Below are 25,987 nucleotides of genomic sequence, written 5' to 3'. Positions count from 1 at the left end.
CGTTATTTAAAAGTTGGGGATCATTGGAGAACCGCCGATGCTTGTGGAAAGCCCTGTTCCCGAGGATCGGCGGGAAGGCAAGCAAGAGTGGATCATGGGAGCCCAGCTGTTCCATCTCCACACTCGATTGCACTGGAAGAGCGGCTCGACTCTTCGAATGTCCCGCGCCACGTCTTCATGAGACGATGCTGGTCCAGGGCGGCAAGGACCAACAGTGAGCAGCATGCTCGGAGTTCACTGATTTCGACGCGAGATCACTGCGATGAATGACGAGCAATCAATGGGTGCGGTGATGCTCGATCGACGACGGCCATTGCCATGGAGCGATGAATCGATGGGGTTGGGGGAAGCTGCAAAGTGCTTGGATCCACGACTCCCAAGCAAGGTCTGCGCGGGCGAAAGGCCGATCAAGGGAGCCGAGAGTTGGTCGATGCACATGATGAAAAGACAGGCAAGCGGAGGGAGCACCCTCTGGTCTCTTCGGCCGTTCGCCGAGCGAGCCATCGCCGGTCTCGAGACCAGCCCTCCGACCCCGCCCCCGACTCATCCTCTGGCGGACTACGACTCGCTGTTCCTGTCGTTGATCGAGGAGTACGCCCCACTGGCCGAACGCAAGATACTGCGCATCCTCTCGCGAAAGACCGTCGACATCTACTCCGCCACCGCGCCCATGGCCGGGGTGGAAGAGGCGAAGGCGCTGTGCCGACTGTCCCTGGAGTGGTGGCTGATCAATAGTGCGCTCGACTACAAGCACACGATCAATCTCACGCATGATGAGTGTCGGCGACTGTTGCTCGAGGGTGCCGCCTTCTTCCAGGCGGATGCGCTGCCCTCTGCTCCGGTGGAGATCCCGCTGCAGCAGCAGGGATTCGCTGCCGTCGCGCGCCTCGCTTGGCAGCGAGCGGGTGCATCGACGGTTTGGATGCAAACGATAGCATCAGAGCTTCGTCGCTATATCTTCTCTCGCAACATCGGCGTGCGAGGGCGGATGGATGTCTTCGACTCGATCGACGAGGTCATCCGAGTACGCTGCGATGACGGCGGGATGATCGCACAGATCTTGCTCACGGAAGTGGGAGATCCTGGTTCGCCATCGTTGTCCGACGAGACTCGGCAATCGACGGTCTTCGTCGAGGCACTCAGGCGACTGAGCACGATCGCCGCCTTGCTCAATGACATCGCGTCGGTCGTGATCGATCTCCGCAGTGGTGCTCTCAATACGGTCTTGTACCTCTACGAGGGAAACATGCTCGCGATGAACGAGCGAGACGCCATGCGCTATGCCTTGGAGGATGTCTGCACCCTGCTGGAGCAGGAGAATCATGCGTTCCTGCATGCCGCAAGACAACTAGAAGAACTCGACACGGACTCCTCGCAGGACCTTCAGAAGTACGCCAACTATCTTCGGAGCTTCCTGCGAGGATACTGGAAGTGGCAGCTCACATGCCCTTCGTATTTCGAGGCCGAGCATCCCGTGGTGGAGTTCCGACATCCCATGAAATTGCCAGCCGGCCTGTGAGAGCGGACGACGACGCTCACTTGAACCGCCCGTGGGTCTCGAAGTGCTTTGCGCGAGTCTCCAACCACTTGTCTGCTGACTCGTGATCCGAGAAGAATGCAGAGACTTGCTTGTTGTCCTTCAGTAGCATCTCGGAAGCCTTGAGCACCAGCTTGGCAATCGTACGCTGGGCAAATGTGCCGCCGAGCACCGCAAACGCCAGGGGTGGCATCTGGTGGAAGAACTTGGCGGAGACCCTCCTCGCCTCGGGAGTTGCGCCCTCCATCTCGGATATGTCGACTTCCATCAGGAAGTAGGGGAGCCCAACGGACGCATCGACGGCACCCCGTAGGACCTCGGAAACCTGCTCCTCGGAGACCCTCCCGAAGACCTTGATCCACCCCCGGTTGGGTGGTGTGAAGCGAAATTCGCCGCGCTGATCGTCCATCGGTATCCTCTGCCTGGGATTGGGCAGACTGTATCTCCTGGGGGGAAGGGCGAGCAATATCACGGTACGGTTTCATCTGATAAGTCAAACCCTTACAACGGGACCGCGCGGATGCGGTGGCCAGCCTTGCCGCATTCCCGCCGAGCGGATCGTTTCTCATGCGCTGGCGCCATCTTCTGCGAAATCGAGCAGATGGCGGAGGAGGTCCTACATCCCGTCGCCCGTATCGAAAGCGCCCGCGGTGGCCGCGTGGGCCTCGCTGGTCATCGGGCGGCGGGCCTCGGGGCAACCGGACTCGCCGCGGATCACCTGGTCGAGGTCCACTGAGATGTAGGTGCGCATGGGAGCGGAGGATGGGCGTTGGGACCGGGCGACCAAGAGCGAACGTGCATCGATTCCCCGGAGTCTCGCTGGTGGCGAGACACCGGCGCTCGAGGAATGTGGTGATCTCGGTCGCGATGAGCATGCGCGCTCGACTCGTAGCCCGAGGAACGAACGGCCCCTCTCACGCGCAGGAACACGATGAATTTTGCGGCGAAGGGAGTGTCCGGATGGACGACGACTGGAGCCTCGGACTGGTGGTCGTGCCGGCCGTGCCGTCATCGCATCGAAGCTCCACGACCGCGTCCGAGAAGGGTTTTCCACGGAGCCGACGTCGGATGCCCGCGTTCGCTGCGCTTCCGACGATTTCGTCATGGTTTCAGCAAGTTAGCTGCCTCGCGGATCTTGATTTTTCGACGTGATAGAGTTCGACGCGAGACGTCGACCGCATGAGGCAGCCGCAGACTACAGAACTCGAGTTCGTGGAGCCAGGCTTCGTGAGCGTGCGGTTTCACGGAAGGCTCGAAGCCGACGAGATCACGATAGTTCTCGATCGGATCGAGGAGTTCGTCAAGGACGAGCCGTTCTTCGCGTTCGAGGCCATCATGGCCGACATCGACGGTGCCTCGCCCGACGCTCGTCGAATTACTGCCGAACGGCTTCGTCGACTGCCCACGTGGGCCATCGCGGTCGTAGGGGGTGGATTTGCCCAGCGAACGCTGGCCAAGTTGGTCCTCACCGCGATTTCGATTCTGAACAGTGCCGACAAGAATACGACGGCGTTCTTCAACGATAGCGACAGCGCACACAAGTGGCTCCGCGAGCAGCTCGAGAACAGCAAGACTGCACCGTAGTGCCTCGGCCCACCTCGGGCTGCTAGTCGTCCAGCATGGGGTCGGGGGCCAGGACGACCCGCACGACCTTGCCGTCGGGGAGTCGGTGCACATCACTATAGCGAGGCGTCATTGCATGCCACTGGACGAAGCCCGACACGATCGTCTGCACGCCGCGCGTCCATTGTTGCATCATGTCTCGAATCTCTTCGTCGGATTCCTGTTCCAGCGCGGCCAGGTCACCGGCAAGCGATCGGATCTTCTCGTTGTGGAGGTCGGCCAGCTCGCAGAAGGCGTCGTGGCAAGAGGCGCCTTCGGCCACGCGGCTGAACACGAGATTGAGCATCTGCCTCGTCGTGTCGGTGGAGAACCCAAAGAGGTCGTTGTGAATGGACACGATGTCGGTCATCGTATCCAGAATGGTTGCGAACCGCGGTGACTGGAGGACTTCCTCGGGAAGCTCGAGGCCGAGGAAGTACTCCAGGAAGTTGGACGTTGGGTATGTGCCGATCGTCTTGCGACGAAGTTCGAAGTACTGCTCGACCGTGGGCACATGCTCCTCTTGACGATAGGCGTGCAGTGCCGCTGCTTCCTGGCCCACGGCATCGACCCACTCGAGGAAGCTGTCATGATGTCGCTCGAGCCAGCGAGGGCTCATCGCGCGAGCAAGGCGCCAGCCAAGCTCCGCCCATCCGCGGAGGTAGCGATTCGAGAGTGCGGGGTCGTCGAGCTCGAGATGTCCGCTGATCGCTTGCGCCAGCAACTCGGGCGACTCGGCGCCGACCCCCTCGAGGTTGTCATCATGGAAGATCCACAGGGAGAGGAATCCCATGACGACCCATAGTTGATCGTAGGTCGCCTGGGGACACGGCCAGCCCACGTATTCCGCGACGGTGAGCTCCTGGAACACCCGTCGGGTCTCGTCGCTCTTGATCACCCCAATGGCTCGCAACCACGCCTCTACGTCGGCCTCGACATCGAAGGCACATGGATTGACATCTGCAATCCATGCGGGCGGGAGGAGCAGCTCGATGTCCAGCGCGGGCACGGGCTGGTCGTGCGTCGTGGCCCACAAGAGAGCATCGAGCCAGTGCGCGGCGCGGTCGACTGTCGAGACATCGGTCTTGGGCCGAGATGCGAGTTCCCAGGCTTGGTCGTCGAGGACCAGATCGAGTTCCTTCATCTCCTGGAGGAGGGCGGCCGCGGCCTTCTCGATGGGACCGCTCCCTCGCGCATCGTGGAGCAGCGCCCGGAGGGGCTGGCTGCCGTCGGCCCTCTCCGAGACGACCAGCCACGTCACCGCCTTGACGAGGACCTCGCGAGTTCGAAGATCCAGGGGTGGATCGAGTGCGGTGACGAGCCGCGAGGCGTGGAGGATGACGTGTCGGTGCTCGCGATCGGCACGATCGACCATTCCGTAGGAACTGGCCCAGGCCTGGACGGTGCGTCCAATTGCTCCAACTTCCTCGCTATCGATGACCTCGTGCGCTTGCGAGTCCGTGGATCGATGCAGTTCCCGTGCCATGGGTATGGTCGAGAGCGGTCCATGGTCTCCTGCCGACATTCTGGCATCGCTACTCGAACCCAGTACTGGATCATCTCCGTCCATTTGGCGTGCCACGATGAGGAAGGAATCGAGCTCTACCCGACGTCGTAGCTCGTTGCTGCTCTCACTCGTGTCGTCCAGTCTGGTGCTGCACATGCAGTCGTCGCGAGAACGAGGATCTCGCTTGGCGCTCGTCGTAGCTACGTCGTATTGCCGTTGGATGCTCTCCGCCGAACCGTATCGCACGTTCTTGTGTACAACGAAAGAGGGTTCTGGGGATAGAACCAATCGTTCGCGAACGGGCTTCGAATCGTTCGTGGGTACGACTCGAGGAGTGCTGTGCGAACTCGATGTCGAAGGAAACGTGTAGGTGTTTCCCCGTATCCCGAAGACTCCTACGTGGTGCCACCGAGTGCCAGTGTGAACGACGAGCCGTAGGTCGAACCCGGATCTTCCGAGATGTCCAATGTGATCCTCTGCCCCGCCCTGCTATCCTCCCGCCCGGCACCCCATGAGCACACCGTTCCGAGTCGACATCGACGACGTTGAATTCGTCTTCTTCGAGCAGCTACGCGCCCACGAGCGCCTCTCGGCGCTTCCGGCGTTCGCGGAGCTCGACCGCGACACCTACACCGCCACCTTCCGCGAGATCAAGCGGATGGCGGAGGAGGTCCTACATCCCGTCGACCGCATCGGCGACCGCCAAGGTTGTTCGCTGGACGACGAAGGAAACGTGACCACCCCCGAAGGCTACAAGGACGCCTGGGATCGCATGGCCGAGGGCGGGTGGATCGCGTCCTCCGCTCCGGTCGATCAAGGCGGTTCCGGCATGCCTCGCGCAGTGGCCATGGTGTGCAACGAGGTGTTCACGGCTGCGTGCTGCGCCTTCATGATGTACCCGGGTCTCACCGCGGCGGCAGGTCGCATGGTGGCGGCGTTTGCCCCGGATGCCTTCCGAGATCTCGTCACCCAGAAGCTCTTCACGGGCGAGTGGTCGGGCACGATGTGCCTGACCGAGGCGGGCGCGGGCTCGTCGGTGGGCGACAACCGCTGCAAGGCCACGCCGTCGGAGACCGAGGACGGGGTCTTCCTGCTCGAGGGCGAGAAGGTCTTCATCAGCGGCGGCGACAACGACCTGGTGGAGAACATCGTCCACCTCGTGCTCGCTCGCACTCCCGGTGCGCCCGAGGGGACCAAGGGCCTGTCGCTGTTCCTCGTGCCCAAGTACGAGTTCGATGCCGAGGGCAACCTCGGCGCGCGCAACGGAGCCAAGGTCACCACCATCGAGCACAAGCTGGGCATCAACGGCTCGGCCACGTGCGTGCTGGCGCTGGGCGCCGACAGGCCGTGCAAGAGCTGGCTGGTGGGCAAGGAGCGCCAGGGCATCGAGCTGATGTTCAACATGATGAACGAGGCGCGGATCGGCGTGGCCGGCCAGGGAGTGGCCACCGCCAACGCGGCCTATCAGTACTCGGTGCAGTACGCGGCCGAGCGCGTGCAGGGCACGGCGTTGATGCGTACGCGCGACGGCGAGGCCAGGCGGGTGCCGATCATCGAGCATCCCGACGTGCGCCGCATGCTGATGACGCTGCAGGTGGTGGCGGCCACGACTCGCGCGGCGGTCTACCGCGTGGCCTTCAACGAGGACCTCGCGCACGGGCTCGAGCAGACCGAGCCCAAGAAGGCCGAGAAGCTGCGTCAGCGCATGGACCTGCTGATCCCCGTGCTCAAGGCCCACTGCACCGACCTCTCGTTCGAGATGGCCTCGATGGCGGTGCAGGTCTACGGCGGCTACGGCTTCATCAAGGAGTATCCGGTGGAGCAGCTGGTGCGCGACTCGAAGGTCCAGTCGATCTACGAGGGGACCAACGGGATCCAGGCGATGGACCTGCTGGGACGCAAGATGCGGATCAACAGCGGTGCGCTGTTCATGGAGTGGATGGCCGACACCCAGCGGGAGCTGCAAGAGGCGGGCAAGGAGGGGTTTGGCTCGCAGGCGGCGGCCATCAACCGCGCCATCGGGCAGCTGGGGGCCTCGGCGATGCACCTGGGCCAGCTCGCGGGCAACCGCAAGATCGACGTGGCGTTCCTGCAGGCGGTGCCGTTCCTCAAGACGTTCGGCTACACGCTCTTGGCCGTGGAGGCGCTCGATCAGGCGCGCGTGGCCAAGAAGCTCATCGCCCAGCACGGTGAGGAGCGGCCGCTGTGGGTGCGCAAGATTGCGGGCCTCGACTTCTACATCAACCACCTGCTGCCGCAGGCGGTGGCATGGGCCAAGACGGTGCAGTCGGGCGACGAGTCACCGCTCGACGAGCGCGTGTTCACCTGACCGCCGGCGAGGACGAGGATGGGGCGGGCTCAGACCCCCGAGGTCGAGCTCGTGCCCGAGCCGGTGCCGGTGCCGGTGCCCGTGCCGGTGCCCGAGCCCGAGTCGGTGGAGCCGGAGCTCGAGCTGGCGTCGGAGGTGGAGCCCGAGTCGGTGGTGCCGGTCGAGCCGGTGTCGGAGGTGGAGCCGCCCGAGCCCGAGCTCGAGCCATCGGAGTCGGAGCCCGTGCCGTCCGCCGTGGTCGTGGGTGGCGTGTCGCACAGCCCATGGAGGCAGAGCGTGCCGTCGCAGCATGCGGCGTCGTCCAGGCACCAAAGCAGCAGCTCTCCGGGTGCGATGCAGCCGGGACGACACGTGAAGGCATCGGCCGGAGGGGGCGGATCGCCCAGCGCGTAGTCGGCGGCACACGCCTGGTCCGCGGCGCAGGGATCGTCGGCGTTGCACGAGAGCGCTCCTGCGCCCGTGGTGTCGTCGGAAGTAGGGGCGGTCGTCGCCGACCCGCTGGTCGCGGGCGGAGGTGGAGTCTCGCCTGCGGGCGCGATCTGGTCGTCGCCGCACGAGAGCAGCGTGCAGGGCAGCAGGACCAGCCGAGCGGAGAGGATCGCCTCGCGGGGGCGCTTCATCGGGGCAACCATAGGCCCGGACGGCATCCGGCGTCCTCTGCCGACCACGACCGATGCGGCGGGGCGGCCGAAGAAAACATCGGTTGATGACCGTACAATGGAACGGTTCCCTGGGGTCGTACGTGGGAGGCCGGGATGTCGGGTGGCGGCGGGAGTGGGCGCGCTATGCTTGCCGCCATGGCCGAAGGTCCCGGTCAGGCCGGCGCGGACAAGTCCCGGGCGTTCCGCGAGCGGGCGAGGCTGGAGGCCGATCGCTACGGCCCCGACCCGTGGATCTTCGTGCGCGAGCTGCTCCAAAACTCGCGCGATGCGGGCGCCAACACGGTGTCGTTCACGGTGGGCGAGCGGCCGGCGGATGGCAACGAGCCCGACGGCAGCCGGTCGGACGACGGCAGTGGCAAGCAGGTGGTCGAGTGGGTGTCCTGCCAGGACGACGGCGAGGGCATGACCTTCGAGCACGCTCGCCGCTATCTGTTTGCGCTCTACGCCTCGAGCAAGGAAGACCGCAAGAACCAGGCGGGCAAGTTCGGGGTGGGGTTCTGGTCGATCCTGCGGTTCGATCCCAAGTCGATCATCATCCGCTCGCGTCCGCGTCACGGTGAGCCCTGGGCCGTGCGGCTCGACGGCTCGCTCGAGCATGCCGAGCACGTGGAGCCGCCGCAGCATCCCGGCACCGAGATCCGGCTCGAGCGACCGCGCGGTGACGGGCGGCTCGAGCACCGCATCTACGACGCGGTGTGGCAGAGCGCGCGCTACCTGTATCGTCGCGACGCGCCCGAGCAGCCGCTGCCGATCACCATCAACGGGCGCTCGGCCAACGCCGAGTTCGGGCTCGAGGCACCGAGCGCGTCGTTTCGGCGCCGCTCGGTGCGAGGGGTGGTGGGGCTGGGGCGTGCGCCGCGGGTGGAGCTGTTCTGTCGCGGCCTGCGGGTGCGTTCGGCGGCGTGCCTCGAAGATCTGGTGGCACCCGCGGGGCGGCACACGGCGCGGATTCGGGTGCAGTTTCCCGAGCTGCCGGCCGGGCTCGCGCCGCAGGCGTTGCTCGAGAGCGACGCGCTCGAGGTGATGTTGTCGCGCTCCGACGCGCGGGATGGTCGTGCGCTGGCTCGGCTGGTCAAGCTGGCCCAGCGCGAGCTCGAGCGGCTGGTCGAGCACCAGTTGGCCTTCGCACGGCCGAGTCCGTGGTACCGGCGCGCGTACGATCGGATGCGATCGCGGCTGCGAGAGTCGCTGGCGTGGCGCACGTTCGTGGGCTCGGCGGTGGGCGCCATCGCAGCGGTGGTGCTGTCGCTGTGGCTGTGGGGCGACGTCCAGGTCGACGGAGCGTCGGAGACCGACGCAGGAGCACCGATCGCAGTGACGGGTCCGCCATCGCGGGCGGTCGCCGACGAGACCTACCAGGACCTCGGTCGACGCTATCGCGGGCCGCGGGTCGACGTGCTCGCCGAGGGGTCGGCCGAGCCGGTGAAGCTGCACTACGAACCCCAGGAGGTGCGCCTGCACTTTGCGGCGCTGGCGTTCACGCGCCTGCGCGACGACGGAGCACCCGATCACGAGGTCGAGGCTCGCGTGGCCGGGGACTACCGCGGGGCGGAGTGCCCGCGCGATTGCGTGGAGGTGTCGTTGCCGATACGCGGTCGTGGGGCGGTGCGGCTGCCGGTGCCCACCGGGCATCGCGTGGTGAGCGGCAGCCTGCGGCTCGACGGACGCCCGGTCGCGCTGGGTGCCACGAGCGAAGGTCACCCGGTGATCGATCTGGGCGAGGACGGGGCCGGCCAGCTTCGCTACCAGACCACCCCGGCCGTCGATCCCGAGCCCGCGCCCAAGACCGAGACGGTCGAGCGCATGCCCAGCACGCTCGCGCAGCAGGCCCGAAACCTGCGCCACCTCGCGGTCAACGAGCGGGTGGGCCACTTGCTGGCGTTCGTGCGGGCGCGGGTCGAGTACGACCGCTCCGAGGAGATGGCGCGGCGGCACAACGAGGCCATGGCTCGCGGCCAGAGCTTCATCGAGCGCACGCTCGAGCTGGGCAAGGGCGATTGCGACGTGCAAAACGGGCTGCTCGTGGCGCTCTTGCAGGCAGCCGACGTGCCGGCTCGGCTCGCGGTGGGGTACCTCGGGGTCGACGGCAAGGTGCTGCCGTGGCTGCACGCCTGGGTCGAGTATCGCGACGAGGGTGGGATCTGGCACATCGCCGACGCGAGCGAGCGCAGCGTGGTGCAGGTGGCAGCCGCGGGCCCACCATCGTCGCCGGGGCAGACGCCGGGCGTGACCGTGGGCGAGAGCACGGCCGGCGTCTCGCAGGGGCCGGGAGAGCCGCCGCCGCAGGGCGTTGGGGTGACGGCGGCACCCCGTGAGCCAGCACCGGAGCCGAGCCCCGAGCCCGCTGACTCGCCACCCGCCGTCTCCACCACCGTGGCCCCGCCGGCCCACGATGCGACCCCGAGCGCGTCCGATGGATCGGGGAGGGCCACATGGCTGGCCGAGCGCCTGGGATGGGTGTGGCCCGGCCTGGCGCTGGTGCTGCTGGTGGGTGCCTCGATCACGCTGGCCGGCGGGCGCACGCGACGGGCCTTCAAGCTCGACCACAGCGCCGATCTCAGTCGCTTGTTGCAGGGGGCCTTGCAGCAGCCGGGGGCCTTTGGAGCGATGTCGGCGCTGCTCTACCGCCCGCTGGTGCCGCTGGTGAGCGACTCCGCGATCTCGCTGCAGCGTGCGCGCGAGCTGGCCGCCAAGGGGCGCCTCTATCGCACGCACGAGCGATCGGCCCTGGCCATGCGTGCGAGTCGGGCGGGCTCGGTCGTGCTCGACACCCAGAGCCCCGAAGGGCAGACGGTGGCCGATGCCCTGGGCGCCATCGACCTCGATCGCTGGGACGCGCGGCTTGGCGGCTCCAAGACCACGCCGCTGCTCGACGAGGTCAACCGTACCCTACGGCGGCGACGCGAGGGCTGGTCGCTGCGAGCGGCGACCGAGGTCAGCGGCCGGATCGCGGCCCTCGACCTCGACACCCTGCGCGTGCGGATGCCCGGCGTGCATGGCTCGCGAGTGGTGCTGATCGATGCCACGTGCTCGTGGCTGCTGGAGGCCGAGGCTCGCCACGCGCACGCGCCTCGGACCGCGGTCTTTGCCGTGCTCGATCACGTGGCCGACCAGCTCGATCTGCCCGAGGACCGCCGTGCGGCGCTGCTGTCCGAAGGCGCTCGCGCGGCCTTGCTCGAGTCGTTCCCCGTGCCCCCCGGGGGAGGCTCATGAGCGAAGCGAATTCCGAGATCTCCGCGCTCATCGACGTGGGCGGCCTGCTGACGATCGACGTGGCCTCCGAGCTGCGCAAGCTGTCGCTGGCGCAGCTGCAGGGGCCGTGGCAGCTCCCCAGCGAGCTGGTGCGCCGCGCCCTGCGGGACGGGGCCACGCAGGTCGAGGTGGATCTGGGCCGGCACCGCGCGGAGGTTCGCGACAACGGACGGGGCATTCCCGAGACTCACCTCGAGTGGACCGGAGCACTGCTGGACCGACGGCGGACCAACGAAGAGCGCCACTCGGCCCTCACCGCGCTCGAGGCCACGGGCGAGCTGGTGCTGATGATGCTCGCCGGGCTCGATCCCACCACCCTTCAGATCCGCTCGGCCCGTGGCGGTCGCGTGGTGTGCCTTGCGTTCCAGCGCGGGCGGACGCCATGGATGACCATCGATGCCACGCCCGAGAGCGACTCGACGGTGGTGGTGGTGCAGCACCCCGAGCTCGATCGGCGTCGTGCCGCCGAGTGGCTCGGCGGCGCGGCTCGCTTTGCGCCCGCCCAGGTGCTGGTGGACGGGCGGGCCGTCAACGTGGGCTTCTTGGGCACGTTTGGCGCCCATCCGCTCGAGGAGCCGCTGCGCGGCCGGGTGGCGATCCCCCTCGAGGGCGACACGGCGCACGCGTGGCTGCTCGAGCACGGCCTGGTGACGGGCCACGTGGCCGTGCCCGAGGCCCCGTGCTTCGAGGCGGCGGTCGAGCTGGGCGACCCCGCCACCACCGAGCTGTCGGCGGCGCGGCTACGCGAGATCATGCAGCCCCACGTGGAGGGGCTGGTGCGGCAGGCGATGGGCTCGCTGCTCCACGTGGCGCGCGACGTGGCCGGCTACCCCGAGCCCGCGCGCCGCCGGCTGGCGCGGCTGGTGCTGCTGGCCATGCGTCGCCGCGTGCTGATGCCGTCGATGGTGAAGGTGCCCGTGTTTCGGGCGATCGACACCACCGGCGAGCGTACGGTCGATCTGATGACCCTGCGGGAAGAGATGCTGCGCAGCGGGCCGGACCGCATGCTGACGGCGCTCTACCCCGACCAGCGGCCCGATCGCCATGCGCTGGGCGAGGGCCTGGTGTTGATCGCCGACGAGACCGAGCGCTCGTTGCTCTCGGAGCTGTTCGGGCTGCGCTTTCGACCTCCCGAGCTGCGTGACGGTGCCCATGGCTTGCTCGCGGCCTGGCGTCGCATGGTGTACGGGGCGCTACGCGGCGGCGCGCGGGCGGCCGATCTCATCCGGCACCCCCTGCGGCAGCCGCCGCTGCCGGAAGAGCGGCTCACCCCCGAGGAGCGCCACTTCCTGCACGCGCTGCGCAGCCATGCACTCGGCAGCCCTCGCGTGGTGTCCGAGGTGCACCTTTGCGAGGGGCGCGGCGAGCCCCGGCGCTCGGCCGACTCGCCTCCGCGGCTGCTGCTGCCTCGCAACAATCCCACGGTACGGGCTTGCGTCCACGCGGTAGCCCGCGATCCGGCGTGGGTCTATCCGGCGTGGCTGGCCGTCCTCGATGGCCGCGCCTTGCCTCCCCGCAGCGCGCGCCAGCGGTGGGTGGTTCGTGATTCCCGAGCGTAGGGCGCCAGGGGGCTGCCACGGGGCTTGACGCCGTGCAGTGGGCGCCCTAAGCATGGGCCCGAGCCTTCATGAGCGACGATCCTTCGAGCTCGGACGACGGCCGATCGGGAGCCGCCGCACGGCCCGCAGCGACGGGGTTTCCCACCGTGGGGATCCTCGGCGGCGGGCAGCTCGGACGCATGCTCGGCGCCGCAGCGCTGCGCCTGGGTCTTCGGGTTCGCTTCTATCGCGATCAGCCCGCCGGGCCCACCGAGGGCCTGGGCGAGGGCTTCGTGGCGGCGCTGGACGACGCCGAGTCCTTGCGTCGCTTCGTGGATGGTTGCAGCGCGGTGACGCTCGAGAACGAGTGGTTCGACCTGCGCACGCTGGTCGAGGTGCTGCCCTCGCACGTGCCGCTCTGGCCCTCGATCCAGACGATGCGCTGGGTGGGCGACAAGATCACGCAAAAGCACCATGCGGTGGAGCACGGGCTGCCCGTGGGCCCGTTTCGCGCCTGCGCCAGCGTGGACGAGCTGCGTGCGGCGGCCCGCGAGCTGGGCCAGCCGCTGGTGGTCAAGCGCCCGCGGCACTCCTACGACGGCTATGGCAACGCCACCGCCCACGACGACGCCGAGCTGCTCGCGGCCTACGAGCGCCTGGGCGGGGGGCCGGGAGGCGATGGTCGGGTGCTGGTGGAGGCGTGGGTGCCGTTCGTGCGCGAGCTGGCGGTGATGGTGGCTCGCCGCCCGAACGGCGAGGACGTCGCCTATCCGGTGGCGCATACCGTGCAGCGCGATCATCGGTGCGCGGCGGTCGAGGTGCCGGCCCGCATCGAGCCCGCGGTGGCGCGCGAGGCCACCGCGCTGGCCCGGCGCGTGGCGGTGGCCTACGGCTGCGTGGGCGTGGTGGGGGTGGAGATGTTCGAGCTGGCCGACGGACGGCTGCTGCTCAACGAGCTCGCCCCACGGCCGCACAACACCGGGCACTACACCATCGAGGCGTGCACGACCTCGCAGTTCGAGAACCACCTCCGCGCCGTGCTCGACTGGCCGCTCGGCAGCGCCTCGATGCGGCGTCCGGCGGCGGTGATGGTCAACGTGCTCGGCCATCGCAAGGGCGAGGCCTCGGCCCGCTCGCTCCCCGCGGCGCTGGCCCTGGGCGACGTGGCCGTGCACGTGTACGGCAAGCGCGTGGTCCTCCCGGGCCGCAAGATGGGGCACGTGACCGCGCTGGGCGAGTCGACCGAGCAGGCGCGCGAGCGGGCCGAGCGGGCGGCCGCACTGCTGGAGCTGTGAAACGACCATGAGCGAGCTCGACGACGAGGCAGGCCCGACCCAGGGCCCGATTCCAGGCGCGGTCCCGAACCCGATCATGGTGGGCATCTGCATGGGCAGCGACTCCGATCTGCCCGTGATGCAGGCCGCGATCGACGTGCTGCGGGCCCACGAGGTTTCGCTGGAGGTTCGCATCCTCTCGGCCCATCGCACGCCCGAGGCCATGGTCGCCTACGGGCGCTCGGCCCACGAGCGGGGCGTCGAGGTGATCATCGCGGGCGCGGGAGGGGCCGCGCACTTGCCCGGCATGCTGGCCGCGCTGACGCCCCTTCCCGTGATCGGGGTCCCGGTTCCCCTGCGGTACCTCGACGGCCTCGACTCGTTGCTGTCGATCGTGCAGATGCCTCGCGGCACTCCGGTGGCCACCGTGGCCGTGGGGCAGGCCGCCAACGCGGGCCACCTGGCGCTGCGGATCCTCGGAGGGCGTCACCCGCGGCTGCGCCAGGCGGTGCTCGACTACCAGCGCAACGAGGCCGAGCGCGTCGCTGGCATCGACGCCAAGGTGGCCGCCGAGCACGCGCGCGGGCCCGCATCGTCGTAGCGCCCCGGCTACGAGCGAGCGGATGCCTCCGACGACGGCAGCGCCCGGCGGGCCAGCAGCCACGGCAGCGCCACGGCGAGCAGCGAGGGCACGTCGATCATCCACACGTTGAACCACGCCCCGTGCGCGGCGCTGAGGGTGGCGTCGACCAGGAACCACCCCAGCATCGAGCTCATCACCGCGTGCAGCACCCAGCGTTGCCCGGCCGCATGGCGCAGCGCGAGCGCGAGCATGAGGAAGTGGGCGAGGAACGTGGCGCCGATGAGCGCATAGGAGAAGCGCAACCAGATCCACGCGTGCTCCTCGAGGGTGCCGTGGAACCACGCGTCGGCGATTGCCCGCTGATAGAACCCGAACAACCACGTGTGGCTCGACACCGCCACCACCACGCCGAAGCCAGCGAAGCCCAGGCACACCCAGCGTAGCGCGGCGAAGGCCCGAATGGGCGTCACGGCGGCCTCCGGATCGGGGCGGGTCGCGGCGCGGGCGGGGACGAGCAGACCTCCGAACACGATCAACGGCGCCAGGTTGATCATCCACACGTTGAAGCGTGCCCCCAGGGCGAGCGAGAGGCTCGAGTCGAGCCCGAACCATGCGAGCAATCCCACCACCAGCGCCCGCCAGGCCCAGCGTCGCCCGTCGGCCAGCGGTCGCCACACCAGCCACGCGGCGGCGGTCCACTTGCCCACGATCGATCCGCCGAGAATGGCCAGGGTGAGGGCGACGAAGGGCTCGAGCCGGGCGGGAAGATCGGGCTCGTGCAGCAGCGCCTCGGCGGCCGCGTGACGCCAGGGCGCGAACACGGCGGTCGAGCCCGCGAGCGCCACCAGCAGCCCCACCCCCGCGAACGCCAGGCAGACCAGGCCCAGCGCTCGGACCAGGGCTGGGGAGGGACGAGGCCGTGCGGGACTCTCGCGATCGGAGGGTGGGGTCACGCTGATCCTCGCCCAAGGGTTGCACGGTTGGGGGGCGGCACGAGGGGGCGGTATGAACAGTTGGGGCGGCATGAACGCACATTCGTCGGCTGGCCGGTTGGGGGGCTTGCCCGCACCCGTCGGCCCGTTGGAAGGCCGTCGAATCGTCCGTTCGTGTCGAAATCGCTCGGCTTGGCCCGCGCTTTGGCCGCGATCGCGGGGCACGACGCGGCGGGTTTGACACGGTGGAGCGGTCGCGTTAACTAGGCACACTCGCGACCGTTTCTGGCGAATCGGTTGGCCGCGGAACCAGCACAGAACAAGACCAGCCTCACCGGTGACGATCACGAAGCAGCGACCGTGCTGCAAGGCTCCGGGCGAGGTTCACGGCCCCTTCGTTCGAGCAGGAAGAAGAACGCACCACGGTGCGGCGGGGGCCGATCGCGAGAACGAAAGACAGATGAATCAGCGACTGTTCGTGGGCAACCTGGCCTTCCAAACCACGGAGGAGGGCCTCCGCGCCGCCTTCGAGGAGTTCGGCGTGGTCACCGATGCCAAGATCATCACCGACCGGGAAACCGGCCGGTCCCGGGGCTTCGCCTTCCTGACCATGGGCTCCGACGAGGATGCCAAGAAGGCCATCGAGGGCATGAACGGAGCCATGGTCGACGGCCGGGCGCTCCGCGTGAACGAGGCCGAAGAGCGTCGACCCCGTGCCGGTGGCGGTGGCGGTGGCGGTGGTGGCTTCGGTGACCGACCGCGTGGCGGCGGTGGCGGTGGCGGTGGCTTCGGCGATCGCCCGCGTCGCGGAGGCGGCGGCGGCGGTGGCTTCGGCGACGACCGCGGTGGTGGCGGCCGAGGCGGTTACGACGATGACCGTGGCGGCGGTCGAGGTGGCTTCGGCGACGACCGCGGTGGTGGTCGTGGCGGCCGGCGCAACGGCGGCGGCCGACGTCGCGACTGGTAGTTGGCGGTCACCTTGAGACCTTCCCGCCATCCATCGTTCATGGCGGAGGGATCCAGCTCGTCGTCCTCCGGGTTCGACGAGCTGGGCCTGTCCGCATCCATCCTGCGTGCCGTCCGGGAGGCTGGATACGTCCAGCCCACCCCCATCCAGCGCGACGCCATCCCGCCCGTGCTGGCCGGTCGTGACCTGCTCGGCTGCGCCCAGACCGGAACCGGCAAGACGGCCGCGTTCGCGCTGCCCCTCTTGCAGCTGCTCGACGCTCGCGTGGGCGACGATCCCTGCGTCCGCGCCTTGGTGCTCACCCCCACCCGTGAGCTGGCCGCCCAGATCGGCGAGAGCTTGTCCACCTACGGCCGCCACCTCGAGCTTTGGCACACCGTGATCTTCGGCGGCGTGTCCGAGGGTCCACAGATCCAGGAGCTGCGCCGGGGCATCGACGTGCTGGTGGCCACCCCTGGCCGCTTGCTCGACCTGCTCGGTCGCAAGCAGGTCAACCTCGACCGCGTGGAGGTGCTCGTGCTCGACGAGGCCGACCGCATGCTCGACATGGGGTTCCTCCCCGACGTGCGTCGAGTGGTGCAGGCCCTGCCAAGGAGGCAGCAGACCCTGCTGTTCTCCGCTACCATGCCCGAGGAGATCCGCCGCTTGGCCCAGGGGCTCCTGCGCGACCCCGTCTCGGTGGCCACCGCCCGGATCTCGAGCCCGGTGGAGAGCGTCGAGCAGCAGGTGTACTTCGTCGACAAGGTCAACAAGCGCCGGTTGCTGCTCGACCTGCTGGGCGACGTGGCCAAGCGCCGCACGCTGGTGTTCAGCCGCACCAAGCACGGGGCCAACCGCATCGCGAAGCTGCTCGACGACCACGGGATCCGGGCCTCGGCCATCCATGGCAACAAGAGTCAGGGGGCTCGCACGCGCGCGCTCGAGGGGTTTCGGCGCGGTGAGCTGGCCGTGCTGGTGGCCACCGATCTCGCGGCGCGCGGCCTCGACGTCGACGGGATCACTCACGTGATCAACTTCGACCTTCCCAACGAGCCCGAGACCTACGTGCACCGGATCGGCCGCACGGGACGGGCGGGGGCCACCGGAGTCGCGCTCTCGATGTGCGATCACGAGGAGCGCGACTACCTGCGCGACATCGAGTCGCTCATCGGTCGTCGGATCGAGGCGGTCGACGATCACGCCTATCCTCCCAGCGGGCAGCCGCCGGCGCCGGCGGTCGCTCCCAGGCCTCGCGCGGGCGGTGGCCGTGCTCCGGCCGGGCCCGCACGCCGAGGAAGTGGGAGGCCCGGACGCGGTCGACGACGCGGGGGACGGCGAAGCCCCTCCTGACTCAGCCGCCGTGCTCCTCGAGCCAGGCCGACACCTCGTCGTGCTCGGCTCGCGTTCGTGCGGTGCGCAGGCCCTCCTGGGCCTGACGCGCCAGCGCGAGCGCTTCGTCGCGATCCTGCGGTGACCCCTCGAGGCTGCGAGCAAGCGCGAAGCGAGCTCGCGCCGCGTGCACGGCCATGCTCCGCGGCAGCCGATCCGCCAGCGCGACCGCCCGCCTGGCGTGCTCGCGTGCACCAACGTGCTCCCCGGCCGCGCGCTCGGCCAGCGCCAGGAGCGACAGTGCATCGACCAACGAGATCCCCACGAGATCCGTGTGCGTCTCGAGCTCCCGTGCGGTCTTCGAGAGCCGGTCCCGGGCTTGCTCCACCTCACCGAGCCGGAGCAGCGCCTCACCCATGCCCACGTCGACTTCCAGCAACAACGGGTGCTTCTTGCACATGGTGCCGTCGTAGGCCGCGCGCGCCTGCTCGAGCATGCTCCGGGCTTCTTCGACTCGGCCCGTGGCCAGGAGCAGCTTGGCCAGGCTTCGGGCCGCATCTCCCTGCACCACGTCGTGGAAGATGCTGGGGGTCGAGGCCGAGCGCTTGATCTCCTGCGCCGCCCCCACGGCCTGGCGCAGCGCGGCTTCTGCCGCTTCCGACCGGCCCAGCTCGGCCAGCACCGTGCCGAGCGTCCGGTAGATGTCGGCCGAGTTGGTGAGGATCTCTCGGTGCAGGTCGGCCTCGTGGAGGTGCCTGGCCTGCTCGCACTGAGCCAGCGCCTGCTCGAGCCTGCCCTCGTAGAGCGAGATCTCGCAGCTGGTGCTCGCGACCAGCACGGGATCGACCTCGTCGGCCTCCGTCGATCGCTGATAGCCGTCGAGATACCGCCGCAACGCCTGCGCTGCCTCGTCGAAGCGGCCCTCGTGGACGAGGATGCGGCTCGAATTCAGCAGTGGGATCGTGGGCGCCGTCGAGATCTCGGGATAGGCCTCCTCCACGATCTCGATCGCCTGTCGATAGCTCTCCAGCGCTTCGCCATAGTGGCCTTCCTGCGTCAGGAAGACCGCGAGGTTGGTGAGGGTGGCCCCCACGCGTGGATGCTTGGGTCCCAGAGCCCGTTGCTGGATCCGAAGCGCCTCTTCCAGGTGCGCGCGACCCTCGGTCCCCTGACCCAGCATTCCCATGGTGCTGCCCAGCTGGAAGTGGGAGATGGCCAGCTCGGTGCTGTCGGCGGGCAGCAGCTGCTGCTGGATCTCCAGCGCGCGCTGGTGTTGCTCGAGCGCGGCCGACAGCTCGCCACGGCCACGCATCGCTCGGCCGTTCGCGTTGAGGTACTCGCTGGTCAGCAGCGGATCGTCGAGCTGCTCGGCGGCGGCGCGGGCATGCCCGGCCCATCGCACCGCTTCGTTTGGCCGATGTTGGTACTCCCCGAACAATCGCACCAGCTCGATCGCCGCCTCGGCGGCCAGTCGATCGAGGCCCAGCGGCTTTGCCCCGAGGTAGGCGTTCTCGAGCGCGCTGGCCGCCAGATCGCCGTTGTGGCTGGTCACGGTCAGCAGACGACCCTGCCGCAGCTCGAGCTCCACCGTCAGCCGCGGGCTGGCCTCGAGCTGCGATCGGGACATCAGGGCCTCCAGCTCCGCGAGGCCCTCGGGGTACTGCCCCGCGTTGTACAGCGCATCGATGCGGTCGAGCTCGGCCTGCCAGCGGCCCTCGAGCCCCACTGCGGGCTCATCGGGCTCGTCGGCGCAGCGCTCGATCCCGGGCAGCCGCGCCACCATCTGCACGGCGTTGTCGAGCAGAGTGTCGTTGGGCGAGGCCATCACCCGCAGGTGCGTCGCGAGCCCGTCGGCCACTCGGCCCAGGCACAGCGCGGCGCTGGGTGCTGGCGCGGGCCCGCTGCACGCCTCGTGGTGGAGGCTCCACCAGTCGTCGGCGTAAGCGACGAGCCGTGGCTCGACGCGGGCCCACGTGTCCACGGCGTCGGCCCGCCCGGACTCGAACCACGCCTGCTGCAGCTCGTCGCGCACCTCGGGGTTCCAGGCCGCGTGCATCGTCTGCGCGGCCTCCTCGCAGCGGTCGACCGAAGGGGTGGCGCTCGACGAGTGCAGGCCCCACAGCGCCACTGCCAAGGCAGCGGCCGCCGCGGCCATGGGCCCCGGCCGCAGCCCTTGTCGGTCGAGACGACGCCGCAGCTCCTGCAGCAGCACGGGCATCGAAGGCCAGCGCGCCTCGGGCCTGGTCGCCAGCCCTCGAGCGATGACCTCGAACAGCGCATGGGGAACGCGGTGGCGCCCCTGGGGGCGCTGCAGCTTGCCGTCGAGCACGTTGTAGGGGAGCTGTGACCAGTCGTTGCCCGCCACGAACGGGTGCTGACCATGGAGCGCCTCGTAGAGCGCGGTGCAAAAGCCGAATTGATCGCTGGCGGGGCCTGCGGGCAGTCCGCTGAGCTGCTCGGGTGACATATAGGCCGGCGTGCCCACCATGACCCCCGTCTTGGTCAGCGATTGCTCCCATCCCGGCGGGAGCGGCAGCGGGCCGGAGGCTCCCGACGCGGAGCTCGGATGGTCGGCCTCCGCCAGACCAGGGAAGCTCGAGTCGTCGGGCCCGGCCTCGCGCACGAGCCCGAAGTCGACCACGCGCGCACGTCCGTCGGCGCCCAGGAGCACGTTGCCGGGCTTGAAGTCGCGGTGGACCAGGCCCTGGGCGTGAGCCGCGGCCAGCCCTTGTCCGGCCTGGATGAACACCTCCACGATCTCTGCGGTCGAGCGGCGGCGCAGCCGGAGCCAGCGGTCGAGCGATGGTCCGTCGACCAGCTCCATGGCCACATAGGCCTTGCCGTCGTGCTCGCCGACCTCGAACACCTCGACCACGTTGGGGTGGCTGAGTCGAGCGAGCGCCTGGGCCTCTCGTCGTAGTCGTGCGGAGTCCGAGCGATGCTCGAGCATCAGCTTGAGCGCCACCGGTCGATCGACGCGCTCGTCGAGCGCCTCGTAGACCACGCTCATGCCCCCCGTGCCCAGACGTCGCGTGATCGCGAAGCGCCCGACTCGGCGGGGATCCTCCGACGCAGCCCCGCGGGTACCCACCGGGCGCGTACGGGTGAGCTGCTGCCGCTGGGGCTCGACGGTCACATCCACCGTTGGGCGGCTCGACGCTGCATCCACCGCTCCCACCGTCATCGCGATCAGGATCGGGCGAGGTCACCGGCGTTGTCGAGCCCATTGGGCCACGACGCGAGGGTTTCCTGCGTCAACGAGCGAATCCGCGCCGACGGCGAGAGCAAAGCCGTCCGGATCGGGGACGCGTCGGGTTCGCAGACGCCGCGCCCCCAACGAGAATCGGTCGCAGTCAGTCGAGATCGAGCAGGTGGCCCGAGCGGTTGCGCTTGGTCGCCAGGTAGAAGCGGTTGTGCTCGCGCGGAGCGATCTGCAGCGGCACCCGTCGCACGATCTCGATGCCGGCCTCGCGTAGCCCGTCGACCTTCTTGGGGTTGTTGGTGTGCAGCTCGATCGACTCCACCTCGAGCGCCGCGATCATGGCCGCCGCAATGTCGTAGCGCCGCAGATCGTCGTCGAAGCCGAGGTGGCGATTGGCGTCGACCGTGTCGAGGCCTTCGTCCTGCAGCGCGTAGGCGCGAACCTTGTTGGCGATCCCGATGCCGCGACCCTCTTGCCTCAGGTAGAGCAGGATGCCGCGCTCGGCGTGGGACAGGCGATGCAGCGCTTCGTGCAGCTGCTCGCCGCAATCGCAGCGGTTGGAGCCGAGCACGTCGCCCGTGAGGCACTCGGAGTGCATGCGCACCGGCACCGCGGCCCGACCATGCACGTCACCGCGCACCAGGGCCACGTCGTCGAGGCGACGCCCGTCCGCGGTCTCGAACGCGTGGATGTCGAAGTCGCCGTGCTTGGTGGGGAGCTTGGCACGGGCGATCGCGGACACCACCGGGAGCCGGGGCGGCACGACCATGAGCGCGGCGGCGTTGAACGGTGGGATGCGCATGAGCTCGGTTTCGCGAAGGCCGTCGTCGGTGGGCGCTCTGCGGGCTCGTGCCCGCGTCCGAGAGGCTTGATAGCCGATCTTCGCTCGGGCGCAATCCCCCGCGTCACCTCGCTGCGCGTGGCCGTTGGTCGAGGTAACGGGGACCGTTGCGGTGGCGTCCTTCGGGCGCGGGCGAGACTACCCGTGCTCGGCCAGCCAGCGCTCCGCGTCGATGGCGGCCATGCACCCGGTACCGGCCGCAGTGATCGCCTGGCGATAGACCTTGTCGGCCACGTCGCCGCACACGAACACGCCCTCCACCGAGGTGTAGCTGCTGCCGGGACGAGCGACCTTGATGTAGCCCTGGTCGTCCATCTCCAGCGTGCCCGCGAAGGGCTTGGAGTTCGGCACGTGACCGATGGCCAGGAACATACCCGTGACCTCGAGCACCTCGGCGGCCCCGCTGACGGTGTCGCGCAGCCGCAGGCCGGTCACGCCATCCTCGCCGAGCACTTCTTGCACCTCGCGGTTCCAGTGCACGGTGATCTTCTCGTGCTCGAGGGCGCGCTTCTGCATCACCTTGCTGGCCCGGAACTCCTCGCGACGGTGCACGATGTGCACCGAGCGGCACATGCGGGTGAGGAACAGCGCCTCTTCCATCGCGGTGTCGCCTCCGCCGATCACCGCGACGTCCTGGCCGCGGTAGAACGCACCGTCACAGGTGGCACAGGCGGTCACGCCATGGTTGCGCAGGCGCTGCTCGCTGGGCAGGCCCAGGTACTTGGCCGAGGCCCCGGTGGCGATGATGAGCGCGTCGGCGGTGTAGGTGCCGCTGTCGCCCTGCACCTCGAACGGACGCTTGGCCAGGTCGACCGTGGTGGCCAGGTCGTAGATGACCTCGGTGCCGAAGCGCTCGGCCTGCTCGCGGAACTCCTCCATCATCTCCGGACCGCTGATCCCCTTGGGGTAGCCGGGGTAGTTCTCCACGTCGGTCGTGGTGGTGAGCTGTCCGCCGGGCTCCGGGCCGGCGAGCACGACCGGCGAGAGCTCGGCTCGTGCGGCGTAGAGAGCGGCGGTGTAGCCGGCCGGGCCCGCGCCGAGGATGAGGACCTTGGAGTGCTTGGTCGCTTCGCTCATGTCAGGGCCGGGGAGCATAGCAAAGGCCCTCGGGCGCCCAAGGCGTGCCGGACGATTCCACACGATCCCATACGATCTTCGGACGATGCAGCACGGGGCGCATCGCTGCGCTCGGCGCTCCTGCGCGGTCCACCGCCGCACGGGGCGCGCCTGCCGGAGGAGGAAGGGAAGACGGTCTTCCGGAAGGGCCACCCCGTGCGAGCGGTGGGGCGCAGGGGAATCGTCGCCAGGACGGTCGCGACGAACCCGATCGCGAGAAAGCTCGGATGGATACGCGACCCGGTGCCCAAAGGTTCCCGTCTCGGGACGCCTCAGCGGTCCAAGGTGACCACGTGCACGGCGCCCTCGCGCTCGAAGCGAGCCTCGATGTGCGAGCCGGCTCTGGCGAGCGCGCTCGTGACATCGGAGGGGCGCTCGAGCACTTGGCCGTCGAGCTCGCGCAGGCGATCGCCCGGGCGCAGACCCAGCTGCTGCGCGAGCGATCCCTCGTGGACCTCGACCACCTCGAGGCCGGCATCGCTGGAGCGCACGCTCGCACCGAGGCGTGCGTCCTCGGGCGAAGGCGAGGGCGAGGGCGAGGGCGCGTGACGCCCAAACGGGAGCGAGCCGAACGGCGAGGAGTACCAGCGCTCGTCGTCATCGTGAGGGGCACCACGAGAGGGACGCAGCGCCTCGAGCGACGAGGCCTCGGGCTTGGCGCCCAGCGTGGCCCGCAGCTCGATCATGTCGTCGCCGCGACGCACGCGGAGCTCGACCTCGTCGCCGGGGCTCTTGCTGCCCACGCGCGCGCGCAGGCTCTCGAAGTCGGGGACCGACTCGCCGTCGAGGGTCTCGATCACGTCGCCCGGGCGCAGGCCGGCTCGCTCGGCGGGCGTGCCCTCGTAGACGCTGCCGATCGTGGCGCCGCGTGCTCCGGGCTGGTTGCCCGCACCCAGCCATCCCCGCACCACCTCGCCGCGATCGCGCAGCTGCTCGACGATGCGCTTGGCCTGATCGATGGGGATCGCAAAGCCCGGTCGAAGGTCGGCCCCCACCGCGGTGTTGATGCCGATCACCTCGCCACGCAGGTTGAACAGCGGACCACCGCTACTGCCGGGGGCGATGTCGGCATCGGTCTGCAAGAAGTCGATGTAGCTGTCGCGATACAGGCCCAGGCTGCCGCGACCCTTGCCAGAGACGATCCCCACCGTGGCCGAGTGATCCAGCCCCATGGGGTTGCCCATCGCGACCACCCAGTCGCCCACCTCGAGGGTGGCGCTGCTGCCCAGGGTGACCACGGGGAGGTCATTGGCCTCGTGCAGGCGCAAGAGGGCGAGATCGGTGGCGGGATCGCTGCCCACCACCCGAGCCGGGAACTTGCGCCCGTCCGAGAGACGCACCTCGATCGTGCGGGCGCCGTCGATCACGTGGTGGTTGGTGACCACCAGGCCATCGGCCTCGACCACGAAGCCGCTGCCCATGCCGCGGATCGTCTGCTCGTTGCCACCGCCGAACCATCTTCCTTGGCCTCCTTGGCCTCCTTGGCCTTGGTCTCCCCCGCCTCCAGATCCACGGGCGTCGACGGCCACCACCGCGGGACCCACGGCCTTGATCATGGGGGCCAGGCTCTCCCGGGGATCGTAGCGGGCGGGATCGAGGGCGGTGGCGAGTGCGGAGGCGGCGGCGGAGGCCTCGGCGATCTCTGCCGCTGCCGCGGCCTCGGCGTCGCCACTACAGCCCGTCGCGGTGGTGACCAGGCCCAGTCCCAAGCCCAGCCCCAGGCGGGCCGCAGCCGTCAGTGGGGCAGGAAGGCGGTGGACGGACCGGGGCCGGCGAAGCATGGGCCCCCAAACTCCAGGCCCCGGGAGGCCATTCCCGGCCCCGGGTGTGAGCCTACGATCGGTCTGCCAGCCAGGCTGGCATGCGCTCGGCCGCGAGCAGCTCATCCACCGTCTGCCGGGGGCGGAGCACGTCCACGTGCTCGCCGGCAACGAGCACCTCGGCCGGGAGGGGCCTCGTATTGTAGTTGCTGGCCATGCTCATGCCGTAGGCCCCCGCGCTCAGCACCGCGAGCACCTGGCCCGGCTCGGTGATCGGCATCGTGCGTGCCAGCGCCAGGAAATCGCCCGACTCGCACACCGGGCCCACCACGTCGACCTCCTCGGTGGCCGCGTCGCGCTCGGGAACGCTCACCGGAGTGATGATGTGGTAGGCCTCGTAGAGGGCGGGCCGGACCAGATCGTTCATGGCCGCGTCGACGATCACGAAGCGCTTCTTGGGAGGGCCTCGTCGAGCGTCTCCAGGCCCGTCGGTCTGGGCCTCTCCTTGCTTGCGGCCCAGCACGCGCGTGAGCAGCACGCCCGCGTTCCCCACCAAGAAGCGCCCCGGCTCGAGCACCAGCTCCACGGGCAGTCCCGCCGTGGCTTCGTCGACGGCACGGCCCCACGCGCGAACGTCGAGGTCGGGATCCTCGGCCCGATAGGGGATGCCCATGCCCCCGCCCAGATCGAGCTGGGGCAGCTCGACGCCCTCGGCCGCGAGCCCTTCCCACAGGCCCCGCAGGCGCTTGATGCTGTCGACGAAGGGGCGTGCCGAGGTGATCTGCGAGCCGATGTGACAGCCGATCCCACGCAGGGTCACGTGGGGATCGGCATGGGCACGTCGCGCCACCGTCGGTGCGTCGGCCATCGCGATCCCGAACTTGGCTTGCTGCAGGCCGGTGGCCAGGTAGGGATGGGTCTCCGGATCGATGTCGGGGTTGACCCGCAGCGACACGGTGGCCTGGCGCCCCAGGGCTCGAGCGCGGGCCGAGACCTGCTCGAGCTCCTCGACCGACTCGAGGTTGATCGAGCGCAGCCCGGCCGTGATGGCGGCGTCGAGCTCGGCGTTGGACTTGCCGACTCCGGAGAAGACGATCTTGTCCGCGGGGATGCCGGCTCGCAGGGCTCGGGTGAGCTCGCCGCCCGAGACGATGTCGGCGCCGGCTCCTCGCCTGGCGAGCAGGCGCAGCACCGCCAGCGCCCCGTTGGCCTTGACCGCGTAGCAGAGGGTGGTGGGGTGTTGTCCTACCGCCTGGGCCAGCGCGTCGAAGCGCGCCTCGATCTCCGATGCCGCATAGGCGTAGGTCGGCGTCCCGTGCTCGGCCGCGATGCGGGACAGCGGCACGCCGTCCATCCACAGCTCGGAGTCGTGCACCCGCAGGCCGAAGCGATCGGGGCGGTCGGTCACGGCGACGTGATCGGGCAGTTGCTCCACCATCGGGGACCTGCCACGGCCTGTGGCCCCTCGTCAATCGTCGAGGCTTTGGCGCCGAGATTTGCTACGATCGAGAGCGTCGTCTCAGGTCCCCGGCAAGGAGGTCGCCTATGCAGCAAACCCATCCGCGTTCACCGATCCG

General features: G+C 69.1%; 19 protein-coding genes. 9 read left to right on the top strand and 10 right to left on the bottom strand.

Going from position 1 to position 25,987, the window contains the following annotated elements:
• Nucleotides 1–262: 262 nt before the first annotated feature.
• Nucleotides 263–1,519: a terpene synthase family protein gene (locus OEB96_RS37055; RefSeq protein WP_266221609.1), complete on the top strand. Its 1,257-nt coding sequence runs from the start codon at nt 263–265 to the stop codon at nt 1,517–1,519.
• 16 nt (nt 1,520–1,535) lie between these two features.
• Here OEB96_RS37055 and OEB96_RS37050 read toward each other — a convergent pair whose 3' ends face one another.
• Complete coding sequence (locus tag OEB96_RS37050; protein WP_266221608.1) at nt 1,536–1,946, bottom strand: hypothetical protein; 411 nt, start codon at nt 1,944–1,946, stop codon at nt 1,536–1,538.
• 207 nt (nt 1,947–2,153) lie between these two features.
• Complete coding sequence (locus OEB96_RS37045) at nt 2,154–2,288, bottom strand: hypothetical protein (RefSeq protein ID WP_266221607.1); 135 nt, start codon at nt 2,286–2,288, stop codon at nt 2,154–2,156.
• 428 nt (nt 2,289–2,716) lie between these two features.
• Between OEB96_RS37045 and OEB96_RS37040 the strand changes: the two genes are divergently transcribed.
• Nucleotides 2,717–3,121 (top strand): hypothetical protein, encoded by a 405-nt coding sequence (locus OEB96_RS37040; RefSeq protein ID WP_266221606.1) that lies wholly within the window; start codon nt 2,717–2,719, stop codon nt 3,119–3,121.
• 22 nt (nt 3,122–3,143) lie between these two features.
• On the opposite strand, the gene OEB96_RS37035 is transcribed toward OEB96_RS37040, so the two are convergent.
• Nucleotides 3,144–4,892, bottom strand: coding sequence for a terpene synthase family protein (locus OEB96_RS37035; RefSeq protein WP_266221605.1), 1,749 nt, complete (start codon nt 4,890–4,892; stop codon nt 3,144–3,146).
• A gap of 265 nt (nt 4,893–5,157) precedes the next feature.
• On the opposite strand from OEB96_RS37035, the gene OEB96_RS37030 reads away from it, so the two are divergent.
• Entirely contained in the window at nt 5,158–6,975 is a 1,818-nt protein-coding gene (locus tag OEB96_RS37030; RefSeq protein ID WP_266221604.1) for an acyl-CoA dehydrogenase, read from the top strand.
• Between the two features lie 29 nt (nt 6,976–7,004).
• On the opposite strand, the gene OEB96_RS37025 is transcribed toward OEB96_RS37030, so the two are convergent.
• Nucleotides 7,005–7,595 carry a hypothetical protein gene (locus tag OEB96_RS37025; RefSeq protein WP_266221603.1) on the bottom strand — a complete coding sequence of 197 codons (591 nt, stop codon included), beginning with the start codon at nt 7,593–7,595 and terminating at the stop codon, nt 7,005–7,007.
• A gap of 177 nt (nt 7,596–7,772) precedes the next feature.
• On the opposite strand from OEB96_RS37025, the gene OEB96_RS37020 reads away from it, so the two are divergent.
• The 4 genes from OEB96_RS37020 to purE all read left to right on the top strand — a co-directional run bounded on the left by OEB96_RS37020 (nt 7,773) and on the right by purE (nt 14,302).
• Nucleotides 7,773–10,850, top strand: coding sequence for a transglutaminase domain-containing protein (locus OEB96_RS37020; protein ID WP_266221602.1), 3,078 nt, complete (start codon nt 7,773–7,775; stop codon nt 10,848–10,850).
• Nucleotides 10,847–12,448, top strand: coding sequence for a hypothetical protein (locus OEB96_RS37015; RefSeq protein WP_266221601.1), 1,602 nt, complete (start codon nt 10,847–10,849; stop codon nt 12,446–12,448). Before OEB96_RS37020 ends, OEB96_RS37015 begins: the two co-directional genes overlap by 4 nt.
• A 68-nt stretch (nt 12,449–12,516) precedes the next feature.
• On the top strand, nt 12,517–13,722 hold the full coding sequence (gene purK / locus OEB96_RS37010) for a 5-(carboxyamino)imidazole ribonucleotide synthase (protein WP_266221600.1): 1,206 nt from the start codon (nt 12,517–12,519) through the stop codon (nt 13,720–13,722).
• A 7-nt stretch (nt 13,723–13,729) separates the two neighbouring features.
• Nucleotides 13,730–14,302, top strand: coding sequence for a 5-(carboxyamino)imidazole ribonucleotide mutase (purE, locus tag OEB96_RS37005; protein ID WP_323137471.1), 573 nt, complete (start codon nt 13,730–13,732; stop codon nt 14,300–14,302).
• A gap of 8 nt (nt 14,303–14,310) precedes the next feature.
• On the opposite strand, the gene OEB96_RS37000 is transcribed toward purE, so the two are convergent.
• Nucleotides 14,311–15,237, bottom strand: a complete 927-nt coding sequence (locus OEB96_RS37000) for a hypothetical protein (RefSeq protein WP_266221599.1) — start codon at nt 15,235–15,237, stop codon at nt 14,311–14,313.
• A gap of 439 nt (nt 15,238–15,676) precedes the next feature.
• Here OEB96_RS37000 and OEB96_RS46735 point away from each other — a divergent pair, with 439 nt between their 5' ends.
• Both OEB96_RS46735 and OEB96_RS36990 read left to right on the top strand, forming a co-directional pair.
• Nucleotides 15,677–16,183: an RNA recognition motif domain-containing protein gene (locus OEB96_RS46735; protein ID WP_266221598.1), complete on the top strand. Its 507-nt coding sequence runs from the start codon at nt 15,677–15,679 to the stop codon at nt 16,181–16,183.
• 39 nt (nt 16,184–16,222) lie between these two features.
• Nucleotides 16,223–17,512, top strand: coding sequence for a DEAD/DEAH box helicase (locus OEB96_RS36990; RefSeq protein WP_266221597.1), 1,290 nt, complete (start codon nt 16,223–16,225; stop codon nt 17,510–17,512).
• A gap of 1 nt (nt 17,513) precedes the next feature.
• On the opposite strand, the gene OEB96_RS36985 is transcribed toward OEB96_RS36990, so the two are convergent.
• The 5 genes from OEB96_RS36985 to lysA form a co-directional block, all read right to left on the bottom strand.
• The gene (locus OEB96_RS36985; protein WP_266221596.1) at nt 17,514–20,675 is read right to left on the bottom strand and encodes a serine/threonine-protein kinase; all 3,162 of its coding nucleotides are present in this window, start codon (nt 20,673–20,675) and stop codon (nt 17,514–17,516) included.
• 169 nt (nt 20,676–20,844) lie between these two features.
• Complete coding sequence (gene ribA, locus OEB96_RS36980; RefSeq protein ID WP_266221595.1) at nt 20,845–21,495, bottom strand: GTP cyclohydrolase II; 651 nt, start codon at nt 21,493–21,495, stop codon at nt 20,845–20,847.
• 177 nt (nt 21,496–21,672) lie between these two features.
• Nucleotides 21,673–22,611 (bottom strand): thioredoxin-disulfide reductase, encoded by a 939-nt coding sequence (gene trxB, locus OEB96_RS36975; RefSeq protein WP_266221594.1) that lies wholly within the window; start codon nt 22,609–22,611, stop codon nt 21,673–21,675.
• Between the two features lie 311 nt (nt 22,612–22,922).
• Nucleotides 22,923–24,431, bottom strand: coding sequence for a S1C family serine protease (locus tag OEB96_RS36970; protein WP_266221593.1), 1,509 nt, complete (start codon nt 24,429–24,431; stop codon nt 22,923–22,925).
• Between the two features lie 52 nt (nt 24,432–24,483).
• On the bottom strand, nt 24,484–25,848 hold the full coding sequence (gene lysA, locus OEB96_RS36965) for a diaminopimelate decarboxylase (protein ID WP_266221592.1): 1,365 nt from the start codon (nt 25,846–25,848) through the stop codon (nt 24,484–24,486).
• Nucleotides 25,849–25,987 lie beyond the last annotated feature (139 nt).

This window comes from Paraliomyxa miuraensis (assembly GCF_026337845.1).
Taxonomy (GTDB): domain Bacteria; phylum Myxococcota_A; class Polyangia; order Nannocystales; family Nannocystaceae; genus Paraliomyxa; species Paraliomyxa miuraensis.
Note: the sequence above shows the minus strand (reverse complement) of the source record. Positions and strands in the feature narration are given on the sequence as shown.

What these genes read in the sequence shown, in the direction of transcription:
- OEB96_RS37015 (WP_266221601.1), top strand. Translation starts at nt 10,847, where the DNA reads ATGAGCGAAGCGAATTCCGAGATCTCCGCGCTCATCGACGTGGGCGGC.
- lysA (WP_266221592.1), bottom strand. Translation starts at nt 25,848, where the DNA reads ATGGTGGAGCAACTGCCCGATCACGTCGCCGTGACCGACCGCCCCGAT.
- OEB96_RS37040 (WP_266221606.1), top strand. Translation starts at nt 2,717, where the DNA reads ATGAGGCAGCCGCAGACTACAGAACTCGAGTTCGTGGAGCCAGGCTTC.
- purE (WP_323137471.1), top strand. Translation starts at nt 13,730, where the DNA reads ATGAGCGAGCTCGACGACGAGGCAGGCCCGACCCAGGGCCCGATTCCA.
- OEB96_RS36970 (WP_266221593.1), bottom strand. Translation starts at nt 24,431, where the DNA reads ATGCTTCGCCGGCCCCGGTCCGTCCACCGCCTTCCTGCCCCACTGACG.
- OEB96_RS37055 (WP_266221609.1), top strand. Translation starts at nt 263, where the DNA reads ATGAATGACGAGCAATCAATGGGTGCGGTGATGCTCGATCGACGACGG.
- OEB96_RS37050 (WP_266221608.1), bottom strand. Translation starts at nt 1,946, where the DNA reads ATGGACGATCAGCGCGGCGAATTTCGCTTCACACCACCCAACCGGGGG.
- OEB96_RS36990 (WP_266221597.1), top strand. Translation starts at nt 16,223, where the DNA reads ATGGCGGAGGGATCCAGCTCGTCGTCCTCCGGGTTCGACGAGCTGGGC.
- OEB96_RS37030 (WP_266221604.1), top strand. Translation starts at nt 5,158, where the DNA reads ATGAGCACACCGTTCCGAGTCGACATCGACGACGTTGAATTCGTCTTC.
- OEB96_RS37045 (WP_266221607.1), bottom strand. Translation starts at nt 2,288, where the DNA reads ATGCGCACCTACATCTCAGTGGACCTCGACCAGGTGATCCGCGGCGAG.
- ribA (WP_266221595.1), bottom strand. Translation starts at nt 21,495, where the DNA reads ATGCGCATCCCACCGTTCAACGCCGCCGCGCTCATGGTCGTGCCGCCC.
- OEB96_RS37025 (WP_266221603.1), bottom strand. Translation starts at nt 7,595, where the DNA reads ATGAAGCGCCCCCGCGAGGCGATCCTCTCCGCTCGGCTGGTCCTGCTG.
- OEB96_RS37020 (WP_266221602.1), top strand. Translation starts at nt 7,773, where the DNA reads ATGGCCGAAGGTCCCGGTCAGGCCGGCGCGGACAAGTCCCGGGCGTTC.
- trxB (WP_266221594.1), bottom strand. Translation starts at nt 22,611, where the DNA reads ATGAGCGAAGCGACCAAGCACTCCAAGGTCCTCATCCTCGGCGCGGGC.
- OEB96_RS46735 (WP_266221598.1), top strand. Translation starts at nt 15,677, where the DNA reads ATGAATCAGCGACTGTTCGTGGGCAACCTGGCCTTCCAAACCACGGAG.
- purK (WP_266221600.1), top strand. Translation starts at nt 12,517, where the DNA reads ATGAGCGACGATCCTTCGAGCTCGGACGACGGCCGATCGGGAGCCGCC.
- OEB96_RS36985 (WP_266221596.1), bottom strand. Translation starts at nt 20,675, where the DNA reads ATGACGGTGGGAGCGGTGGATGCAGCGTCGAGCCGCCCAACGGTGGAT.